The organism is Nocardia sp. NPDC050712 (genome assembly GCF_040654295.1).
Classification (GTDB): domain Bacteria; phylum Actinomycetota; class Actinomycetes; order Mycobacteriales; family Mycobacteriaceae; genus Nocardia.
This window is the reverse complement of the sequence record NZ_JBFAHT010000005.1, coordinates 191,844-212,674: the sequence shown is the minus strand read 5'-3', so window position 1 is coordinate 212,674 and position 20,831 is coordinate 191,844. Positions and strand designations below refer to the sequence as shown.

Genomic DNA, 20,831 nt, shown 5'->3' with positions numbered 1-20,831 from the left:
AGCGCCGGGTACCACCGCCCTATGGTTCCGACCACCGAAGAACTGCTGCACGCGCTGACCCGCGCGGTGACCGTGCTGTCGGGCACGGGCATCCGGTTCGCGGTGGCGGGTGGTTGCGCGGTGTATGCGCGCGGTGGCCCGGTGACCCAGCACGACGTGGATATCTTCGTCAAACCCGAGGACATCGAGTCGGCGATGGCAGCGCTGGCCGCGGACGGCCTGCGGGTGTGCGAACCACCCGAGGACTGGCTCAGCAAGGTCTACGACGGCGACACCCTGATCGACGTGATCTTCCGGCCCAACAACCGCGACGTCACCGACGACCTGCTGGACCGCGCCCAGACCCTGCGGATCGGCCCGACGACCGCGCCCGTGGTCAGCGGCACCGACCTGATGGTCGACAAACTGCTCGTCTTCGACGCGCACCGGCTGGACCTGAGCCCGCTCTTGCAGATCGCCCGCGATCTGCGCGAACAGGTGGACTGGGCGGCCGTGCGCGAGCGGACCGAGCACTCGCCCTACGCGCGCGCCTTCCTGGGCCTGCTCGCCGATCTGGGTATCGCGAAAACGGGAATCAGCAACGGGGGCACCGACACCGAGGGAGTCGAGTAGATGGAGACACCGCAATACGTGGTCGCGCGTCTGCGCCGCGCACTGGCCGAGGATCCGCGCACCAGCGAACTCGGCATCCACGTCACCATTCGCGGTGACGTGGTGGTGCTGGGCGGCGAGGTGAGCAGTGTGCAGCGCAAACAGGCCATGGAGACCGTGGTCCGCGAGCAGTTGCCCACCGCGCGCATCCACAACGACGTGCACGTCACCCTGCCCTGCGCACCGGAGGGGACCGAAGACCTCACCGCGCCCGAAAGGAGTTGAGCACCATGCGTATCGCGGCCGTCGGTGATATCCACCTGGGCACGGAATCGGCCGGTCAGCTCCGCCCGGTGCTGCGCGATCTGCCCGAGCGCGCGGACGCGCTGCTGCTGGCCGGTGACCTGACCCGGCACGGCACCGTGGCCGAGGCCCGGGTGGTGGCCGGCGAGGTCGCCGACCTCGGCCTGCCGGTGGTCGCGGTGCTCGGCAACCACGACCACCACAGCGACCAGCAGGACGAGATCACCGCCCTGCTCGTCGAGCACGGCATCACCGTGCTGGAGGGCACCTCGGTCACCCTCGAGATCGACGGCCAGACCCTGGGCATCGCCGGATGCAAGGGCTTCGGCGGCGGCTTCGCGGGCAAGTGCGCCAGCATCTTCGGTGAGCGCCTGATGCGTGAATTCGCCGGGCACACCGTCGACGTCGCCGAATCGCTGCGCAGCGCGCTGGCCGAACTCGACACCGACGTGACGGTCGTGCTCACCCACTACTCCCCGGTCAGCGACACCCTGCACGGCGAGCCGCCGGAAATCTACGCCTTCCTCGGCTCCTACCTGCTCGGCGAGCCGATCGACGAGTTCCAGGTCGATCTGGCGTTGCACGGACACGCCCACGCCGGCACCGAGCGCGGCACCACGCCGGGCGGCATCCGGGTGCGTAATGTGGCCGAACCGGTCCTCCGCGCGGCCTATGCCATCTACGAGCTCGAACCCGCGCCGCTGGTCAGCCGATAGACGTCACGATTGACGCCGCCGAACCGGGGTAACGCTGCCACAGCGGCTGCTCGACAGTTCGGCCGAGAAAGGAGCTTGCCATGGTCGATGAACAAGGTTTCCCGGATCATGAACGCACCACCCGGAGCCACGCGGGCGAAACCCTGGAGGACGCCCGGAACTGGCCGGGCATCATCCTGGTGATGCTCGGCATCGTCGGGCTCGCGCTGACCGTCACCGCGGCCGGTTACGGCTTCGCGGGCTGGGCGATCATCGGTGGTATCGCGACCGTGCTGTGCCTGGGTATCGGCGCCTTCGTCGTCTACGCCGAGCACCGCCGGGTCCGCAAGCACGAAACGCTGAGTTCGGACGACGGCGGGCACTGATGAAAGCACACCGTTTGGCTCTCCTGGTGGCCGCGGGCGCGTTGGCGCTCGCCGGGTGCACCAATACTCCGGCCGCGCCGGACGGCCCGGTCGGGCCCGCCACCCCGTCCCAGCCCAAGATCACGATGACTTTCGATTCGCCGACCAAGAGCTCGGAGATTCCGAACGCCGATCAGATCACGCCGGAAGCGGCGAATCAGCTCTGCGAGATGTTCCGCGACGAGGTCGGCGACTGGCAGTCGCAGGGCTCGGTGCTGGCGCGGGTCGCCTACAACGGCACCGTGCACAACTGGGGCGCGCGCAACGGCGGCCTGAACGATCTGATCGTGCGGGACCGCACCGTGGTCGACACCGCCACCATCGGCGCCTGCCCGGAAACGCGCGACCAGGTGCTCGCGGCGCTCGACATTCCCGATCTCGCCTCCGGCCTGGCCGGTTTCTGAATCCCCCTCACCCACAGGAGAAATCGATGAACAAACGTCTGAGTAGTGTGACCACCGTCGCGGTGGCCGGCCTCGCCGCGGTGGCGCTGTTCACCTCCGGGTGCTCCGAAGCCGAGAAGGCCGTGAGCAAGGGCGGCGAGACGCCCTGTAGCGAATTCACCAAGCAGGACAAGGACAAGCAGCGCACCACGGTGGCGAAGTTCCTGGAGCAGGATCAGGGCCAGAAGGACGTGCCCAACGATCAGACCATCGACAACTCGATCACCGCGATCGAGTTGATGTGCGCGGCCCAGTCCAATCCCGACACCCCCATCAACAAGGCCGATCTCACCGGCATTCTCGTGCCGAAGTAACACTCCAGTTTGTTTCGGGTCACTCGGGCGGGATATCACTCGAGAGGACGGCCCGCGACTTCGCGGCCCGGTGGCGTTCTCGCCCCGGGCCGCCGACGTGCCCGGGCGCCGACGATCGAACGCCGGGAGGCGCCCATGTCCTCGACCGCTGACCCCGCGGTGACCCTGGTGCTGCGGGCGCGCGGCCTCGGTGGCCTGCTCACCGCCCTGCCCGCGCTGCGCGGCCTGCGCGCGACCCGCCCGCATCACCGCATCGTGCTGGCCGCGCCCGGCTGGCTACGCCCGATCGTCGACCTGACGGGGTGCGTGGACGAATTGCACGCCACCCCGATCCTGGGCGATCTGCGCTGGAACGCGCCGCCGCCGACGAGCGCGGTGAACCTGCACGGGCCGGGCCCGCAGGGCATCGCCGATCTCTACGCCATCGACCCCGAGCAGCTCATCACCTACCGGCATCCGGAGTTCCCGCTGGTGCGCGGCCCGGAGTGGCCGCCCGATCTGCACGAGACCCAGCTCTGGTGCCGGCTGCTGGAATCGGCGGGGATACCGTCGGATCCGGCCCGGATCGAGCTGGATCCGCCACCGGAGGCCCTGGGCCAGCGCACCCACGTGCTGATTCATCCCGGTGCGAGCACCCCGGCCCGGCAGTGGCCGGCCGAACGCTTCGCCACCGTCGCCTCGCGCCTGCACGCGGCCGGTCATCCGATCCTGGTGACCGGCTCGGCCGCCGAACTCGCACTGGCCCGCCACGTCGCCGAGCACGCCGGCCTGCCCGAAACCTCGGTGGTGGCAGGTGAACTCACGCTCCAGCAGCTGGCCGCCACGGTCGCGGGCGCGGCCCTGGTGATCTGTGGTGACACCGGTGTCGGGCACCTGGCCACCGCGTTCGGCACACCTTCGGTGCTGATCTTCGGCCCGAACTCCCCCGCGCAGACCGGCCCGCCGCCGGAGAACGCGACCCATATCGCGTTGTGGGCCGGGCAGATCGGCGATCCGCACGCCCCCGAGGCCGATCCGGGGCTGCTGCGGGTCGGCGCCATCGAGGTCATCGATGCGGCCGAGCGTCAACTGGCCATTACCCGGCAGCTGCCGACCATGGAGAACAAAGTCATCCGGTGAAAAAGACGGGCCGCCCGGCTTATTCGGCCGGGCGGCCCATTTTTCGCGATCCGCGGAATTATCGCCAAGTATCAGTCCTGGCCGCGCTGGTGGGCGCGCTGGCGCTGCTCGTCGATACTCGCAGCCGCGCGTTCTTTCTCCGCTTCCGCTTCCTTCTTCGCGGCTTCGCGCTGGGATTCGGCCTTGTCCTGCTGGGCCCGGCCTTCCTCGCGGACGCTGTCCTTTCCGAAAACCGTGCCGGCCGCCTCTTTGGCCTTACCCTTCACGTCTTCGACAACGCCCTCGACGCCTTCGCGGGGACCACTCTTATGCTCGGTCACTATCTACCTCCGATATTTCGGTAATCAGGTGGACACTGGCCGTCTACCCCACGCTTTCGGGCTCAATCAGAATCCGGAACATTGCCGTTCAGGTTTCGGGGCGGCCCGATCGGCTATGCCCCGAATATGACGTCACTCTGGATGAACGACGCCGAAGTGCCTGCGCGGCTGCGGCTGACCGCCGGACTACGGTTCGATACCGTGGTGATCGGCGGCGGAATCACCGGATTGGTGACAGCGCTGCTGTTGGCGGAGAACGGCATCGAGGTGGCGTTGCTCGAGGCGCGCCGCGTAGGCGCCGCCGCCAGCGGACTCAACACCGGCAAGATCAGCCTGCTGCAGGGCACGCGCGCACAGCGCATCGCCGACCGGCACTCCCTCGGTACCTTGACCGAGTACATCGACGCCAATCGCGATGCCCAGGACTGGCTCCTACGGTTCTGCGAAGAACGCAATGTCGTCCATCAGCGGGTCCCGGCGCTCACCTACGCCCAGACCGCCGGCGAGCTGAAGCGGGTCCGGGCCGAGTACGACGTCACGCAGCGGGCCGGATTGCCCACCGAACTGCTCGGCAGGCTCGACATGCCCTTTCCCGCACACGGTGCGGTGCGGCTCGACAATCAGATGCAGGTCGACCCGATGGCGCTGATCGCGGCCCTGGCCGCGCAGGTCGAGGCGTATGCCGCGCCGATCTACGAATCCACCCGGGCGCTCGGCGTACGCGGCGGCACCGCCGGTGACCTGATCATCGACACCGAACACGGAGAACTCGCCGCCCGCTCGGTGGTGCTGGCCACGGGTACACCGATTTTGGATCGCGGCGGGTTCTTCGCCCGGCTCGAACCACAACGCTCCTACCTCACCGCTTACCGTGTGCCGCAAGATATTCCGCGCGAGATGTTCATCAGCGCGGGTGAGCCCACGAAGTCGCTGCGATACAGCCCGTCCCCGGAGGGTGACCTGTTGCTCGTGGGCGGCGGCGCGCACGGGGTCGGCCGCACCGATTCGGCGAGCACGCAGGTCGAAGCCCTGATCGACTGGACCCGGCGCTGGTTCCCCGGCGCGGAACCGCTGTACCGCTGGTCGGCGCAGGACTATCACCCGATCGGCGAACTGCCCTATGTGGGCCCGCTGCTGCCGGGCCAGGACCGGATCACCGTGGCGACCGGCTTCGCCAAGTGGGGCCTCACCAACGGCGTCGCCGCGGCGATGGCGCTGGCCGGGCGGCGTACCGGCAAACCGCCCGCGTGGGCCGGCGCCTTCGCTTCCTGGCAGCCGTCCGAAGCCAAGGGGTGGTTCGCCGCGCTGAAGGCCAATGCCGGTGTGGCCCAGCAGATGGCGAGCGGGTGGTCCCTGCGACTGGCCGGCGGTCCGGGCACCGCGCCCGCCGAGGGCTGCGGGACGATCGAACGGCACGGCCTGAAGCCGACCGCCGTCAGCACGGTCGAGGGCACCACCACCGAGGTCTCCGCGGTCTGCCCGCACCTGGGCGGCATCGTGCGCTGGAACGACGAGGAGAAATCCTGGGACTGCCCGCTGCACGGGTCGCGTTTCGCCCCGGACGGCACCGTCCTGGAGGGCCCGGCCACCAAAGGCCTGACACCCCACGTCCTCCCGCACACCTCGCACTGACCTTCGCGGCCCGGCCCGTCGGACGAACGCCTCAGTTTCGGCCATTCCCGGCGGGTGCGGTGCACCGAGCCGGAATTCTCGCAATCGCCTCGGAAAACCACGGCAGAGTTGTAACGTGTTCCAGATCTACCGCCTAGGAGGGGCTGCCGAGTGGCGCGGTAGAGCTGTGCAAGCGTGACTTTGGGAGGGGCTCCGTGGCTCGACTGTCCTTGCTGACCGCCGCTGTGGCACTGGCTGTTTCGTGTACCGGGATCGCACCCGGGCCCGCCGGTGCGGCGGTGTACAACTGGCCCGAGATCGAACAGAACGCGGTACCGCGCGCCGACTGCGGCCCCGGCTCGCTACCGGAAACCGGTGTGCAGGGCGATGTTCCGGCCGAGGACCGGCTCAGCGGGCGCAGCGCCGCGGGCTACCGCTGCAACACCTCCTTCGTCGGCGGGTTGCAGCAGCAGGGCGGCGGCACACTGTCGGCGGTCTATGACCACTGCTCCTACACCGGGACCTTCTTCCCCGGCAATCTGCTCAACGGCGCCGCGCCGGGCGTGCACGTCATCGACGCCTCCGACCCGGCCAACCCCGTGCAGACCGCGAGCCTGGACGAACCGGCCATGCTCGGGGGCACCTGGGAGAGCCTCAAGGTCAACCACGCCCGCAAGCTGCTGGCCGCCACCGCCGTGCCGATCACCACCGGCACCGCCTACTTCTCCATCTACGACATCTCCGACTGCGCGCACCCGCGCCTGCTCAACCCCGGGCCGGGCACCGACCTGACCATGCCGCTGCCGTTCCTCTCGCACGAGGGCGGCTTCTCCCCCGACGGCAACACCTACTGGGCCACCAGCACCAGCCCCGGCCTGGTCACCGCCATCGATGTCAGCGACCCGTCGACCCCGCGGGTGATCTGGCACGGACTGCAATCGCTGACCGCGCACGGCTTCGGCATCAGTCCCGACGGCACCGAGATGTACCTGTCGATCCAGAACGGGATCAACATTCTCGACATCAGCGCGATCCAGCGCCGCGACCCCTACCCGGTGGTGCCGCAGATCGCGACCTATCACTGGGGTGACGGGTACTTCAACCAGCAGGCGGTGCCGGTCACCTACGCCGGTCGCCCGCACATCTTCGTCGGCGACGAAGCCGGTTCCGGCGGTGTGAAACTCATCGATGTCACCGATCCGGCTCGCGCCGTGCGCAAGGCCACGGTCAAACTCGAGATCAACACCCCCGCCCGGCTCGGCGAGCACGCCCGCTCGGCCGCGGGCAGCCCGCTGTTCTCCTACGACGCGCACTACTGCGTCGCCGACCGCCCGAACGATCCGACCGCGCTGGCCTGCAGCTGGCTCGCGTCCGGCATCCGCGTCTTCGACGTGCGCGATCCCGGCGCGATCCGCGAGATCGCCTACTTCAATCCACCCGCGCAGACCGGAAAGGCCTTCCAGCTGCCCAATTCGGTGAACTCCGATCTGGCCTTCGTCGGCGTGCCGGTCTGGAATTTCGTGCCGCTGGCCCGGGAGATGCTCAACGGCAAGCTGCAACCCGGCGAGGCGCTGGGGCCGCGCTCGGGCATGGTGACCAAGAACGACATGTCCGCCGACATGTGCCTGTCGCCGCCGGTGTTCCGGGGCACCCAGATCTGGACCACGTGCAGCGACAACGGATTCCTGATCTTCGAGCTGGACAACGGCGTGTACACCCCGCCCGCCGATCAGGAGCCGACCATTGGCGCGTAGGCAGGTGCTGCTGGCGGTCGCCTGCCTGCTGGCCGGTGCGGTCCTGGGCTTCTGGGTCCGCGCGCCGGCGCCGCAGGCGCCCGCCGTGACGCTCTCGGCGGTGGATATCGGCTTCGCCCAGGACATGTCGGTGCACCACGAGCAGGCGGTGCTGCTCTCGCGCACGCTGGCCGCCGACGCGAGCCCGCAGATCCGGGGTATCGCCGAGCGCATCGTGCTTGCCCAGACCGGCGAGATCGCCCAGATGCGCGGCTGGCTGCAACTGCACGAATTGCCGTTGACCACCGCCGAACCCATGGCCTGGATGGCCGGGCAGCACGCGCACGGCGGGCCGCCGATGCCGGGCCTGGCGGCCACCTCCGAGATCACCAGGCTGGCCGGGCTGCGTGGCGCGGACGCCGAGATCCTGTTCCTGCAGTTGATGATTCGCCACCATCACGGCGGCATCGAGATGGCGCAGGCCGCGTTCAACACCGGGTCCAACGCGGTGATCAAACGGGTCGCGCTGGACATGGTGAACGAGCAGGGCAACGAGGCCGGGCAGATGACCGCCCTGCTCACCGCCAGGAACGCCCAGCCGCTTTCGTGACGGCGCCCGGCGCGCACGCACGATCGGCCGCACGAAATTGTAGGGTTACGGACAGCGCCGGAGCATGTCCGGTCGCCGAGCGAACGAAGGGACAGCGGGGATGTCGGAAACCTCGAACGAGGTGCTCCTGGACGACTTCGAGAACAAGGACAACTGGGATGTCGCCGGCCCGGGCGCCGGCCGCAGTCATCTCACCACGTTCGCCGAAGGCGCTCCCGCCAAGGAACTCCGGGACTACGCCGACGGGCGGCCCCGCGCCGACCATCGCGCCCTGGTGCTGCTGATCAAATCGGCCGTCGACGATCTCGAGGTCGACCTGGTCACCAAGTCCGGCGAATCCTTCGCGGTCCCCGGGCAGCTGGAGGCGCTCAATCTCTGGGTGCGTTCCCCGCACGCCTCGATCCGCCTGTTCGCCAGCCTCGGCAGCACCGACGGCAGCACCCGCGATGTGCAGCTGGGCAAGGTCACCGCGAGCGCGGAGTGGCAGCACGTCCAGCATCAGCTCGACACCCCCGTGGACGGCGCGAACCTGCTCGGCCTCAAGATCCGCCTGATGGCGGTCACCAAGGAGACCGGCGAGCTGATGATCCTGCTCGACGATCTCACCGCCCGCACCCGCAACGGCTGAGCCGGCCCTACCCCCGGCTCAATGTGATGGTGGTCCAGGCACCCAGGTGAATACGGTCGCCCGGGTGCACCGGGACGGCGGTATCGCGCGGGATATCCGTCTCGGAATCGTTGAGGCTGGTGCCGTTGGTGGAGCCGAGGTCGGTGATAGTGGCCGTGTCCCGGGTCAGGCGCAGGGTGGCGTGCGCGCGCGAGACGCCGGCGTCGGCGGGTGGGATGCCCAGGTCGATATCGGGGTTCACACCCTGGGAGACGCTGTGCTTGCCGATCAGGATGTCGCTGCCGTGCAAGGGAATCCGGCGCTCCGGGAAGTAGGCCGGGAACGCGACCTGGTCGGCGTCGGGGCCGTTGCGGGCCTGGACCCGCTCGTAGAACGCGCGATCGGCGGTGACCGTCGCGATCCAGGTGAGTTCCGGGATCGGGCGCGGATCGGGCGGAATGGTCGCCAGCTCCGGGGGCCTACCCACCAGGGTCGGCGCGGGGCCGATCAGGGTGGGTTCGGGCCGGGCCGGGGTGCCCAGCACGAAATCGTGCCCGCAGCCCTCGCAGAAACGGCTGCCGGCGCCCGGGGTGCCGCACTCCGGGCAGCGGTCCGCCACGGCCGGCTCGGGCCGGGGCGGCGACTCGATCTGCGTACCGCACTGGTCGCAATAGTCGGTCGAGAGCGAAAAGTGCCCGTCCGGACAGGTAACCATCAGGACTTCTTCGGCGGGATCCGGACCGTCTTGACCGAGCGGGCCTCCAGCGCTTTCTCGTCGAACGCCTCGACCTTGGCGCGCAACCGCACGGTGCCGTCGTGCTCGTCGACCTCGACCACATTGCGCAGCAGCTTCGCGGTCTCGACATTGCCGGCCTGGGTGGCCAGCTCCACGGCCCGGCGCAGTTTCGCGGTCGCGGTGTCCACGTCGCCCTGCTTGCGGGCATCCAGGCCCTCCTGCACGACCTGGGCGAGCTCGGCCTGATCGGTGTACTTGGCGACCCGCTCGCTGATCCGGGCCGACAGCTCGGTGTCCTCGGTCCAGACCGCGCGCACCAGCCCCTTGCCGACCTCCTGCTCCCCCGCGAAGACGGTGACGCGCGCGGCGGCCTTCTCCCGGCCGGGCGCGGCCGGTTCGACACGCACCTGCAAGTGGTATTCGCGCTCCTCCGCACCCCAGGAACCGAGCGGGAAATCCCGGACCTGCGGGCTGTTCTCGGACTGCAACCCGGTCAGGTCGACGATGGCCGGGGCCACCTGCTTGACGTAGTTCACCACCGCGCCCGCCGGTGTCCAGACCCGCAGCGTCAGTTCGGGAATCGCCTTGGCGAGCGAGGTCGCCATCATGGCCTGGAAATCGGCGGCCAGGTGCTCGGCGTCCTTGACCACGTCGGTGCCGCCGTGCAGCGCGTTGGAGATCAGCTGCATTTCCTTGACCACGTAATCTGCGCCGACTCCCCGGCAGTCGCAGGTGAACAGGCCCTCGGACAGTTTGATCTCGGCCGCGAGGGTTTCCGGCTCCTCGTGCTCGTTCTTGCCGTCGGTCAGCAGGATGGCGTGCACCATCGCGCCCTCGTGCTTCTTGGCGAGCTGACGCGCCAGCCCGAGCCAGGTCCCCATCGCGGTGCCGCCGGAGGGGCGCAGCTTGTCCAGCTGGCGCCGCGCCGCGGCCACGTTCGCCCGGGTCGCCGGCAGCGAGGGCTCGTCCTTGGGAAAGATCAAGCGCGCCTTGGCGGTGCCCTCGATGATGGCGAAGCGGGTGCCCTCGGGCAGCACGTCGATCGCGGCCAGGGTCGCTTCGCGCGCGCCCTGGAACTTGCGGCCGGTGGCCATCGACCCGGAACAGTCGATGATCAGGATCTCGACCCGCTCCGGCGGCGGTTCGGCCGCGACGAAATCGGCGCCCGCCTCCACGGTGACGATGGCATCGACGGTGTCCGCGCCCTCGGCCAGATACTCGTTCTGGTCGACGGCTACCGAAATGCCTTGGTTTTCCAGCGAACTCACTGTCTACTCCTGCTCGATGCTCAGGTGATGGGTGCCACCGCGACGGTGATGTTGTCGCGGCCGCCGCTGCGCAACGCGAATTCGACGAGTTCGCGGGCGGCGGGCATACGATCGGCCGCGGTGGCGATGGCCGCCAGATCCTCCGCGCCGGGCCGGTAGTTCCACAGGCCGTCGCTGCACAGCAGCAGCACGCCGGGGCCGGTGGTGGTGAAGGTGCCCACGCAGCTGTCCGAACTCGGGTCGGCGCCGGAATCGGCGCCGAGCCAGCGCATCAGGTGATGCGCGCGCGGATGCTGCATGGCCGTTTCGTCGTCGGTGCCGAAGTCGACGAGGGTCTGGGCGTAGGAATCGTCCTTGGTGAGCCGCTGCGAGGGCCGGCCGGTCGCGCCCGAGCCTTCGGTGCGCAGCCAATAGGCCCGGCTGTCACCGATATTGGCGTGCGCGATCTCGAATTCGCCGGTGCCGTAACCCCGGACGATCGCCGAGACATAGGTGCACGAGGGCGCCTGGCCGTTGGGCTTGGCGACGCCTCGGACCGCGGCGATGGCGGCCATCAACCCGGCATAGACGGCCTCGGTGAGCGAGTCGCCGTCGGCGAGCGCGCCCAGGCAGCCGTCGACGCCCGCGCGCACCGCCGCGCCGGAGGCCGCCTGCGGATCCTCCGAGGAGGAGACACCGTCGCTGACCACGATCACCGTGGTGCCGGGGATACCGCCCGCGGCATCGATGACGGCGGCCGCGACCGAGTCCTCGTTGCGGGCGTGACTGAGCCCGCGATCGGTGGCCAGGTAGACCGCGCCCAGGTCGGCTTCGAAACGATCCGGCTGGGACCGTAATTGGCCGCAGCCGCGGCAGTAGCCGTCGGCGTCGTGGTCCTGGCCGCCGCAGCTCTCACAGACCGTCGGCCCGGCCTGCGCGTCGGCCTCGGCCACCGGCCGGGGCAGCGCGACCCGGCGCGCCCCGATCTCCTGCCCGCACTCCTCGCAGTACCGGTCCTTGACGCCCACCGGGGCCTGACAGTTCGGGCAGGCGGTGCGCCGGCGTGCCTCGGGAATCGGCAGCGGTTCGGTCGGCAGCGTGGTCGGAGTCAAGTCGGCGCTCACAGTGGGGGTCGAGTCGGGCAGGGACCGGGTGGCCGGCGCCGCGTCGGGCGGCGGATCGGCGCTCATAGCGTGGTTCTCGGGCGGACGCGGTTGGCGCGATCCACCATCTCGAAACGCGCCCACATATCGGGCGTTTCGTGCGCCAGGTCGCGATAGCAGCGTTCCAGGCCGGTGCGCACGCCGGCGTGATCGAGCGGCGCGCCCAGCAGCGAGGTGTGCTGTGCCGGGGCCTTGCCCGCGTTCAGCCAGCCCAGCGCGGCATCGAGCACCTGCATGCGCACCTGCGCGCGGCGACGGGTGGAGTCGATGCTGAGCGCCTGCACCCGATCACCCGCTGCACGCAGGATCTGCTCGGTCAGGTCGTCCGGGCCGCGATCGGCCAGAATCGTGGCCACCGCCGCGATCCGGGCCTCGGTATACAGCGCCGAGGAGGCGTCGACCTGATCGAGCACGGCCACCGCGCCGTCGCGGTCGCCCGCGTGCCGGCGCAGCCGGGCCAGGCCGAATACCGCGCTGACGAAGGTGCGGTCGGTCCGCCACACCAGCTCGTAATATCGCGCCGCCTGGAATCGATCCGCGGGCACACCCGCCATCTGTCTGTCCCCCTCCGCCGCGCCGTTGCCGCTGTCGCGACGCCCCGCGGCGGCGTGCACCGCCAGTTCCGCGACCGCGGCCAGGGCGAGTTTCGGCGCGGGCTCACCCGGTAGCGCGGCGTAGACAGCGTCGAAATCGGCGTAGGCGTCACGGAAGTCACCCGCCAGCAGCCGGGCCTGGCCGCGATACCAGGCCAGGCGCCAGTCGCCGGGCAGCGTGGCGGCGAGGTCCTCGATGCGGCGGAAGGCGTCGTCGTGATCGCCGATGTCGAGCGCGGCGCGCACCAGGCGCAGCGGGATCTCCACCGACCGCTCGCCGGTGGTGACCACCGCCTGCAGGCCCGCCGCGAAGGCCGGTTCCAGTTCCGCGGGCGCGGTGCCGCCGGTGGTGGCCAGCAGCGGCGCGCCGCTGTCGCTCGGGTCGACCAGCGGAACCGGCAGCGCCGCAATGACATCGGCCGCCGCGATGACGGCGTCCGCGCCGACTCCGAAGACCGCGCGCGGCGGGCCGAAGAACGCCGACATACCCGGGCGGGGCACGCCGTCGTCGGTGGCCAGCACCTCGCGCAGCACACCGGTCAGCTGATCGGTCATCTCCTCGGTGGAGGGGAACCGCGCCTCGGCCTCGGCATCGGTGGCGCGCAACAGGAATCGGTGCAGCGAATCGTAGGTCGCCAGCAGCGGTTCCTCGGCCGGATCGGGCAGCGGCCCCAGGATTCCGTTGCGCAGCCCCAGGCGCAGCATCAGCACCGCCAAGGTGCGCCCGACCGTGTAGATCTCAGTGGCGACCGTGGGGCCGGTCTCCGCGATCTCCGGCGCCTGATAGCCCGGCGTGCCGTAGATCGGGCTCGATTCGTCGTCCATCGAGATGACCGCGCCGAGGTCGATGAGTTTGAGGTGATCCTCGGACTGGATCACGTTGTCGGGCTTGAAGTCACAGTAGGCCAGGCCGTTGGCGTGCAGATAACCCAGCGCGGGCAGCATGCCCAGGGTGTAGGCGATGGCCTGCGGCGGCGGCAGGTGCCCGCCCTCGGTGTCGCGGTGGCGGCGCAGGATCTGCTTGAGCGAAGTGCCGCCGACGTACTCCATCACGATGTAGCCGACCGCGATGCCGTCCTCGCCGACGTGCTCGACGAAGTTGAAGATCTTGACGATGCTGGGGTGCTCGACCTCGGCCAGGAACCGCTTCTCCGCGAGCGCGGCCTTCATGGCGTCCTCGTCACCGGAGTTCAGCAGGCCCTTGAGCACCACCCACCGGCCGCCGACATTGTGGTCGACCGCCAGATAGATCCAGCCGAAACCACCGTGGGCGAGACAGCCTTTCACCTCGTACTGGCCGCCGAGCCGGTCGCCGGCCACCAGCTTGGGGGTGAAGGAGAACTTCGTGCCGCAGTGCGGGCAGAACCCCTCGGTGCGGCCCGGTCTGCCGTCGCGGCCGCGACCGACCGCGCGCCCGCAGCTGCCGCAGAACCGTTTGTCCTCGGCCACTTGCGGATTGGTCAGGATGGCCGCGAGCGGGTTCACCTTGGGCTGGCGCGGCATCTCCACCAGGCCGCCGCCCAGCCCGCCGCGTTTGCTCTGGCTCGACGACGAGCGCCCGGTGCGGACCGACCGCGAGGAGCGCCCGGTGCCGGTCGAGGCCTCGGTCGTCGGCATCGTCGCCGAGGTCGTAGGCTGGCTCGGCGCCGCGCCGCAGACATCGCAGTAGCCGTCGGAAATCGTTCCGGTGCAGCCGGGTTCGCCGCAGGACTGGCCTTCGGTGGGCTGGGTCGGCGGGGTCTGCTCGACCGATTCGATCGTTTTCGCCTCCGAGGGCGCGCTGCCGCAAACATCGCAGTAGCCGTCCTCGATGGTGCCGCCGCATCCGGGTTCGTTGCAGGTCATCGCGATCTCCCGGCTTTCTTCTCCCCGATCAACTGCTGAAAGTCGGCGACGGCGCGGGTGACCGCCGCCAGATCGCACGGCGTGCGGGTCAGCAACCCGGCCGCGATCTGGTGGGCCGCCAGCACTTCGCGGTCCTCACTGATGCCCAGGCGCGCGGCCTTGGCCTGGTAGGCGCCGAGTCGCCCGCGCAGCTCGGCGCGGCGCTCGAGCAGGCCCTGGGCCAGGGCCTCGTCCGCGGCGGCGGCGTCGGTCGCGGCCACGATCCGGCGGCGCAGGCCCAGCAGGGCCGCCGCCGGGCCGGCGTTCACGGAGCTTGCGGAGCGGCCATCGGGCCCAGCGGTAGCGAGGGTGGACAACTCGGCGCCGAGCCGCTCGGTCGGGTCGGTACGCACCGGAAGCGGCGCGGTCAGGATGCGGTGCTCGGCGTCGGCTTTCACCCGGGCGGCTCGATCCCGCGCGGCGCGCAGCGCCTCCCATTGCCGCCGGGTCTCGGCCACGGCCGCGAGCCAATCCTTGGTGAGGGCGGTCAGCTGGGCGAGCACCGCCGACTGCTGCCGCACCGCCGCGCCGATCTCGGCGATCCGCGCGTCGATCTCCCCCGCCGTGAGCGCCAGCGGGTCGGTGCCCGCACTGCGCAGCAACGCGTCGATATCCTCGGCGATGGCACGGAATTCGGGCGACACGCCCTTGACCGGCTCCACCTGCGCCTGCAACGGACCCAGCCCCGAGACCACCCGGCTGTTGACCGCGTCGACCCCCTCGAGGAACTCGGCGATCCGCGGGAAGGTGGCGCGCATACGGTCCAACGTATCGGCCAGACCGACGAACAGCACGTGTTCGCTGGGACCGGTGAGCGAACGCTGCGCCATCGGGATCGGAGTGCGCCCGGCCTCGTGCGGGCGGCCGCGCAGCAGCTGCGTCAACTCCACCCGGGCACGATCGTCGAGCCGGTGGCGGGTGCCGCGCAGGGCGCGCGCCTGATCGAGGATGGCCTTCATCCGGCCGTGGTCCTCCCACATCAGATCCAGCGCGCGGCGCACCGGCTCCCAGCGCTGCGCGGTCAGCCCGGCGGGCGGGAAGTGGCGCACCAGGTTCAGCCCGGAATGATTGTCCAGCTCCAGCAGGGTGCTGGTCAGTGCGTCGAATTGCTGTGTGCGATCGGCGAGTTCACGATCGATCTCGGCGACGGAGAGCGGCAGCATCGCGGCGGGCCTCACTCGCCGTATCGCGTCGCCGGCGGGCCCGGTGAGGGGCCGAGCTGGGACAGGTGGGTGGCATAGATGCGCTCCCAGCTGCCGTCGGTGCGCAGCCGTTCGATCACGCCGTTGACGAAGCGGACCAGATCCGGGTTGTTCTTGGCGATGCCGACCGCGTAGGCGCCGCTGCCGATCGAGTCGCCGAGCACCGCCAGGTGCCGGTCCTGGGCGATCAGCCCGTACAGGATCGGCGCGTCGGCGCTGATCGCGTCGACATGGCCCTGTTGCAGGGCGGCCAGGCAGTCGGTCCAGTTGGTCACCCCGAGCACCGTCAGCCGGAACGGCAGCGTGAACAGCGGGCCCGCGGCGGTGGTGCCGGTGGCCACACACACCCGCTTGCCGGCCAGGTCGGCGGCGCTGCGGATGCCGGAGGTCCGGGGCGCCGCGATGAGCTGGGTGGCACGGTAATACACGCCCGAGAAGTCGACGTCGCGGCGGCGCTGGCAGGTGGCGGAAAAGGTGCGCACGATCAGGTCGACCTGGCGATCGCGCAGCGCGGTGATGCGCTCGGCGGCGGTCACCGAACGCAGTTCCACCTTGCCGCGGTCCCCGAACAGGCTGTAGGCGATCTCGCGGGCGACGTCGATGTCGAAGCCCTCGAGCTCACCGGTGGTCGGGTTGCGGAACCCGAACAGGTAGGTGTTCTGGTCGACGCCCACCCGGACCCGGCCGTTGGCCACAATCGCGGCCATCGGGGAACCGGCGGGCATCGCGCCGGGCTGCGGCAGCGGGCCGGGGCGCAGGCTGGTTTCGGCGTCGCAGTCGGTCTCGGCCTGCGGGGCCGAGGTGATGGGGGTGAGTTCCGGCGGCGCCGGATTCACCAGGGCGACCGGGTTCGTCTGCGGCACCGAGGAATCGGCCGCGCAGCCGCCCAGCAGCAGCACCGCCCCCAGCAGCGGCGCGAGCGCGCGGGCCCTCACAGGAATTCCTTGAGCCGCGGCCACAGGCCGACGAATACGGCCGCGGCCGCGAACAGCATCAGCAGCAGGGTCGCGGAGGGACTGTAGGACAGGGCGTCACCGGCGGAGTCGACGCCGCCGCGCAATTCGCCGCGGACCTCGCCGAGTTCGGTGCGCAGGGATTCGTCCAGGCTGGTGAACTTGGCGGCCGAGGTCTCCGGGCCGCGGCCGATGGCCTGATCGACCGCCTCGTTGAACTTCGCCGCCTGATAGGCCTCGACCTGTTTGCGATGCCCGGCCGTCCAGCCCTGGAAGCGTTGGGAGGCAGCCGAATCCGGGCCGGTCACCGCGGTGAGCCGGTCGCGCACGCCGGTGGTGTGCTGGGTGAAGACCTCTTCGCCCTCGGCGATGTCACCGCGGGTGATCAGCTGCAAGGTTTCGGCGGTGCGTGCCTGCTGCGCCAGAATCCGGGCCTGGGCCAGGGTTTCGAACCGGTGCGCCGCCCCGGAATCGCCGCCGTCGAGCGCCGCCCCGGCGATCGTGGTCGCGGCCACCGCCCAGATCAAGGCCAGCACGGTCGCGCCCGCGGCGGCCGCGAGCCCGAGGTTGAATCGGCGATTGGTGCGCTCCAGCAGGACGTAGGAGCCCGCGCCGCAGGCGATCAGCACCAGCAGCAGCAACCCGATGGTGGTCCACGGCAGGGCGCCGATCCGGCCCTGCTCGGCGTTGACGGCGGTGAAGCGGTCGGTGCTGAGCTGCTCGGCGTTCTTCAGCAGCGAATCCTGCATCAGCGCCGAGGCTTCGCGTAGATAGGCCGCGCCGACCGGGAAGCCCTGGCGGTTGTTGGCGCGGGCCGCCTCGACCAGGCCGGTGTAGGCGGGGAGTTCGGCGCTGACCCGGGCCACGATGAGGCGGGTTTGCGGATCGTTGGCGCCGACGGTGGCCTCGGCCAGCGCGGCGGCCGCGTCGGCCAGCGCCGTCTGATAGCGGACGCGCACGTCGGGAGCTTCGATACCGCCGGACAGGAAGGCCTCGGCGGCGGCGGCATCGGCCGCGGACAGGGAGACGTAGAGATTCTGCGCGGCGTAGGCCAGCGGCTCGGTGCGATCGAGCAGTGTCTCGTGCCGGGATATCTTGCCGCTCAGCTGATTCGCGCTGGTAAACCCGGCTAGCAGGCACAACGTGACGACGACGAGCACCACCACCCCGATCGCGCCCGGCGTCGTCGCGGCGAAGCGCCGCAACCATCCGGCGCCGTTACGCGCCGCCGCTGGTAGGCGAGGTCTCACACCGTCCCCCCTTCATCTCCCGGCCGGTGTCTCCGCTCGCGATAGTACGTCAGCGGCTAGCCCCGCGCCGCCTATTAACCGGCGGGGGTGCGGGCGCTACTTCGGGGCCGTCAGCAAGCTCAGGTAGCTGGGGTGCGCCGGGTCGAGAACGATTGCCTGGCCCCGGATCTGGCGCTGCTTCCAGGGCGCGATGAAGTGCCGCGGGAAGCTGCTGCAGCTGACCGAGACCCGCAGGCGCTCGCCCGCGCGCAGCAGCGCCTCGGTGGGGTTGATCTCGATGTCGATGTCGAAGGGCAGGCCCGGCGTCAGCGGGGCGGCGGTCTCGGCGGTCAGGGTATGGAGCGGGAAGAGCAGTTCGCCGTCGACGTAGTCGCTGCGGGCCGAATCGGTTGCGCGCAAGGAGGACAGCAGCGCGCCGCGGGTCAGGGGCACCGAGGCGCCGTCCGGGCGGACCGCGCAGATCGTGATCGACCAGAAAGCGTCGGTACCCTCCGCTACCGCGCGCAGGTGCAGATTCATCGGGCCGGTGAGCACGGTGTCGGTCGCGAACGCGGCACTGGTGAAGGTGACGGCGGTGGCCTCGTTGCGGCGGTCGTCGTTGCCGAATTCCGGCCCGAACAGCAGCGCGATGCCCATGCTCAGCACCGCGGTGTTGCTGGAGGCGGCGCTGCCCCGGCGCGCGGGCAACGGCAGGCGGTGTTCGGCGTCGGCGGCGATGTCCGCGAGGCCGCCGTCGGCGGCGGAATGGGCTGCCGTGCCGCTGCTTTCGCTGGTGAGATAGAGCCTGCGCACCCCGGCCGCCGGGTCCGGGAAGCTGTCGCGGCGGATCCACGCGCCATCACCCTGGCGGCGCACGGTGATCGGCCCGTAGCCGTCGATGCCGTTGTCGATGCTCTTGACCCACCGGTCGAAGAACGCGCACTGGAGTTCGTCGAGCGCCTGCGGATTGCCGGGATCGCCGAATCCCGAGCCGGGCGTCAGATGATAGGAGTCGTCGACGAGCACCTGCTTCGGGCCGCCGGGCACCGGAATGCGGTCGTAGAGGCGGAAATTGGACCGGTTGTAGACATCGTGCCAGCCACCGTGGATCCAGGTGGGCACGGTGATGTCCTCGTACTTGCACAGGCGGGCGTCCCACCCGGGATTCAGATAGCCGTCCTCGTGCTCGGCGGTGAGCGCCAGGCGCAGCGCGCGAGCGGGCCAGCCGGTGTCGCCGATCAGCCGGTCCCGCAGGAACTTCCCGGCCAGCCCGGCGCGCAGCAGACCCGGCCAGGCCGGCAGCCATTTACCGCCGGTGACCGCGAGCATCCAGACCAGCATGCCCGGCGTCGGCACGCCGCCGGTGAGCCCGAGTTCGCGCACCGGGTTCTCCCCCGCCTCGATCGCGAAGCACGCCTTGACGCCCTCGGCGCCCTGACCGGCGGTGAGCAGCGCCGCGATCGCCCCGTAGGACAGGCCCTGCACCGCGACGTCGCCGTCGCACCACGGCTGGGCGCGCACCCACCGCACCACCTCGAGATAGTCGCGCTGCTCGCGCGGACTGAAGAAATCCCAGGTGCCCGTGGAACTTCCGGTGCCGCGCACGTCCACCATCAGGCCGACATAACCGCGCGCGACCGCGGTGCGGTTGATGGCGAAGGGTTCCAGCACGCCGCCGGCGGGTGTGCGCAGCACGTCCCGGGCGGTCATCCGGGTGCGATCGGAGGGCGCCAGCCGCGCGGCCGCGCGGCGCAGCACGGTGTGGAAACGCATGCCGTGCCGGTTCAGGGCCTTGTTGTAGGCGGTGAAGTTGATGATCGCGGGCAGCGGTTCGCCGGTCGGTCCGGCGCTGTCGCCGGGGCGCAGGATATCCGCGGAGAGCACCGCGCCGTCCGACATCGGAATCGGAACGGTATTGCGCCCGAACAACTTCGGGTACCGCACCGGTCCGATGTCGAAGCGGGTGTCCGGCGTGATCGAACCGGTGGCGGTGGACAACGGCTGACCCATGGCGACCCCTCGCGACGACTGTCTCAGATGCCGACTATCGTGCGCGCACCGTCTCCGCTTTGTCGACCCCCGCCTGATCCAGCATGCGGTGCATGCCCCAGTTCAGGCCGCGCATGGCCAGGTTGTAGGTCAGCGGCAGATACCGCTGCGCGTAGTAGCCGACGCGAATATCGGGCGAGGTGAACACCATATAGCGGTTGCGCTCCACGCCCCGCACGATCGACCGGGCCGCGGCCTCCGGGGTGACCGCGTGCCGCACGAACAGCCCGATCGCCTTCCGCACCTGCTCGGTCTCGCGGTCGACGCCCGCGATGTCGACGCTGTCGACCATCGGCGTGGCCATCGCGCCCGGGCAGACCAGGCTGACGCCGATCCGGTGCCGGCGCAGGTCGAACCGCAGCACCTCCGAGACGCCGCGCAGGCCGAACTTGCCCGCGCTGTAGGGCGCGTGCCAGGGCAGCCCGAACAAACCGGCCGCCGAGGAGACGTTCACCAGGTGCCCGCCGTTCCCGGCCGCGATCATCGGCGGCAGGAATTCCTCGATCACGTGGATCGGGCCCATCAGGTCGATATCGATGGTGCGCCGCCACTGCTCGTGGGTGAGCCGCTCGACCGTGCCCCAGGTCGCGATGCCCGCGACGTTCATCACGACGTCGACACTGGGCAATTCGGCGTGCACCTTCGCCGCGAGCGCGACGACCGCCGCGTGCTCGCTGACATCGGCGGCCTCGGCCAGGTGCACTGTGGCTCCGGCCGCGCGCAGGTCGGCGGCGGTACGCTGCAACCCGGTGTCGTCGATGTCGGTCAGTACCAGTGACGCCCCCTTGGCGGCGACCGCGTGCGCGGTACTGCGGCCCAGGCCACTGGCCGCGCCGGTGATCAGGCAGCTCTTGCCGTCGAACTTCGTCATACCACGACCATAGCCGTTTACGAACAGTGTTGTCTATTTATCCTCCGGGCGCGTCCCGGATCAATCCCACCAGCACCTACCCGCCGGATTCCGCCCCGCGCGCGCGACGCGGCGTCCAGCATGGAGACAGACC

Annotated in this window: 21 protein-coding genes; 11 read left to right on the top strand and 10 right to left on the bottom strand. The window is 70.2% G+C overall.

What is annotated here, in order from left to right; all coding sequences use genetic code 11:
• Window positions 1-21 precede the first annotated feature (21 nt).
• The 7 genes from AB0H76_RS33600 to AB0H76_RS33570 all read left to right on the top strand — a co-directional run bounded on the left by AB0H76_RS33600 (window position 22) and on the right by AB0H76_RS33570 (window position 3,890).
• A complete protein-coding gene (locus AB0H76_RS33600; RefSeq protein WP_357331094.1) occupies window positions 22-612 on the top strand; it encodes a nucleotidyltransferase family protein in 591 nt (196 codons plus the stop codon).
• On the top strand, window positions 613-876 hold the full coding sequence (locus tag AB0H76_RS33595; protein WP_357331093.1) for a BON domain-containing protein: 264 nt from the start codon (window positions 613-615) through the stop codon (window positions 874-876).
• 5 nt (window positions 877-881) lie between these two features.
• Entirely contained in the window at window positions 882-1,610 is a 729-nt protein-coding gene (locus AB0H76_RS33590) for a metallophosphoesterase (RefSeq protein WP_357331092.1), read from the top strand.
• A gap of 80 nt (window positions 1,611-1,690) precedes the next feature.
• Window positions 1,691-1,975: a hypothetical protein gene (locus AB0H76_RS33585; RefSeq protein ID WP_357331091.1), complete on the top strand. Its 285-nt coding sequence runs from the start codon at window positions 1,691-1,693 to the stop codon at window positions 1,973-1,975.
• A complete protein-coding gene (locus tag AB0H76_RS33580; protein ID WP_357331090.1) occupies window positions 1,975-2,418 on the top strand; it encodes a hypothetical protein in 444 nt (147 codons plus the stop codon). The genes AB0H76_RS33585 and AB0H76_RS33580 overlap by 1 nt, the downstream gene beginning before the upstream one ends.
• Before the next feature lie 26 nt (window positions 2,419-2,444).
• Complete coding sequence (locus AB0H76_RS33575; RefSeq protein WP_357331089.1) at window positions 2,445-2,771, top strand: hypothetical protein; 327 nt, start codon at window positions 2,445-2,447, stop codon at window positions 2,769-2,771.
• 135 nt (window positions 2,772-2,906) lie between these two features.
• On the top strand, window positions 2,907-3,890 hold the full coding sequence (locus AB0H76_RS33570; RefSeq protein ID WP_357331088.1) for a glycosyltransferase family 9 protein: 984 nt from the start codon (window positions 2,907-2,909) through the stop codon (window positions 3,888-3,890).
• Between the two features lie 71 nt (window positions 3,891-3,961).
• On the opposite strand, the gene AB0H76_RS33565 is transcribed toward AB0H76_RS33570, so the two are convergent.
• Window positions 3,962-4,210, bottom strand: a complete 249-nt coding sequence (locus AB0H76_RS33565; RefSeq protein WP_357331087.1) for a CsbD family protein — start codon at window positions 4,208-4,210, stop codon at window positions 3,962-3,964.
• A gap of 126 nt (window positions 4,211-4,336) precedes the next feature.
• Between AB0H76_RS33565 and AB0H76_RS33560 the strand changes: the two genes are divergently transcribed.
• The 4 genes from AB0H76_RS33560 to AB0H76_RS33545 all read left to right on the top strand — a co-directional run bounded on the left by AB0H76_RS33560 (window position 4,337) and on the right by AB0H76_RS33545 (window position 8,792).
• A complete protein-coding gene (locus tag AB0H76_RS33560) occupies window positions 4,337-5,842 on the top strand; it encodes an FAD-dependent oxidoreductase (RefSeq protein ID WP_357331086.1) in 1,506 nt (501 codons plus the stop codon).
• A 194-nt stretch (window positions 5,843-6,036) separates the two neighbouring features.
• A complete protein-coding gene (locus tag AB0H76_RS33555) occupies window positions 6,037-7,575 on the top strand; it encodes a hypothetical protein (protein WP_357331085.1) in 1,539 nt (512 codons plus the stop codon).
• Window positions 7,565-8,164 carry a DUF305 domain-containing protein gene (locus AB0H76_RS33550; RefSeq protein WP_357331084.1) on the top strand — a complete coding sequence of 200 codons (600 nt, stop codon included), beginning with the start codon at window positions 7,565-7,567 and terminating at the stop codon, window positions 8,162-8,164. The genes AB0H76_RS33555 and AB0H76_RS33550 overlap by 11 nt, the downstream gene beginning before the upstream one ends.
• Before the next feature lie 100 nt (window positions 8,165-8,264).
• The gene (locus AB0H76_RS33545) at window positions 8,265-8,792 is read left to right on the top strand and encodes a hypothetical protein (RefSeq protein ID WP_357331083.1); all 528 of its coding nucleotides are present in this window, start codon (window positions 8,265-8,267) and stop codon (window positions 8,790-8,792) included.
• Window positions 8,793-8,799: 7 nt separating this feature from the next.
• On the opposite strand, the gene AB0H76_RS33540 is transcribed toward AB0H76_RS33545, so the two are convergent.
• The 9 genes from AB0H76_RS33540 to AB0H76_RS33500 form a co-directional block, all read right to left on the bottom strand.
• Window positions 8,800-9,486: an FHA domain-containing protein gene (locus tag AB0H76_RS33540; protein WP_357331082.1), complete on the bottom strand. Its 687-nt coding sequence runs from the start codon at window positions 9,484-9,486 to the stop codon at window positions 8,800-8,802.
• Window positions 9,486-10,775: a VWA domain-containing protein gene (locus tag AB0H76_RS33535; protein ID WP_357331081.1), complete on the bottom strand. Its 1,290-nt coding sequence runs from the start codon at window positions 10,773-10,775 to the stop codon at window positions 9,486-9,488. Before AB0H76_RS33535 ends, AB0H76_RS33540 begins: the two co-directional genes overlap by 1 nt.
• A 20-nt stretch (window positions 10,776-10,795) precedes the next feature.
• Window positions 10,796-11,944, bottom strand: a complete 1,149-nt coding sequence (locus AB0H76_RS33530) for a PP2C family serine/threonine-protein phosphatase (protein ID WP_357331080.1) — start codon at window positions 11,942-11,944, stop codon at window positions 10,796-10,798.
• Window positions 11,941-14,355, bottom strand: coding sequence for a tetratricopeptide repeat protein (locus tag AB0H76_RS33525; protein WP_357331079.1), 2,415 nt, complete (start codon window positions 14,353-14,355; stop codon window positions 11,941-11,943). Before AB0H76_RS33525 ends, AB0H76_RS33530 begins: the two co-directional genes overlap by 4 nt.
• A complete protein-coding gene (locus AB0H76_RS33520; RefSeq protein ID WP_357331078.1) occupies window positions 14,352-15,557 on the bottom strand; it encodes a hypothetical protein in 1,206 nt (401 codons plus the stop codon). The genes AB0H76_RS33525 and AB0H76_RS33520 overlap by 4 nt, the downstream gene beginning before the upstream one ends.
• A gap of 11 nt (window positions 15,558-15,568) precedes the next feature.
• Window positions 15,569-16,531: a glutamate ABC transporter substrate-binding protein gene (locus AB0H76_RS33515; RefSeq protein ID WP_357331077.1), complete on the bottom strand. Its 963-nt coding sequence runs from the start codon at window positions 16,529-16,531 to the stop codon at window positions 15,569-15,571.
• The gene (locus AB0H76_RS33510) at window positions 16,528-17,799 is read right to left on the bottom strand and encodes a hypothetical protein (protein WP_357331076.1); all 1,272 of its coding nucleotides are present in this window, start codon (window positions 17,797-17,799) and stop codon (window positions 16,528-16,530) included. The genes AB0H76_RS33515 and AB0H76_RS33510 overlap by 4 nt, the downstream gene beginning before the upstream one ends.
• Window positions 17,800-17,895: 96 nt before the next feature.
• Entirely contained in the window at window positions 17,896-19,788 is a 1,893-nt protein-coding gene (locus tag AB0H76_RS33505) for a CocE/NonD family hydrolase (protein WP_357331075.1), read from the bottom strand.
• Window positions 19,789-19,822: 34 nt separating this feature from the next.
• Window positions 19,823-20,698, bottom strand: coding sequence for an SDR family oxidoreductase (locus AB0H76_RS33500; RefSeq protein WP_357331074.1), 876 nt, complete (start codon window positions 20,696-20,698; stop codon window positions 19,823-19,825).
• Window positions 20,699-20,831 lie beyond the last annotated feature (133 nt).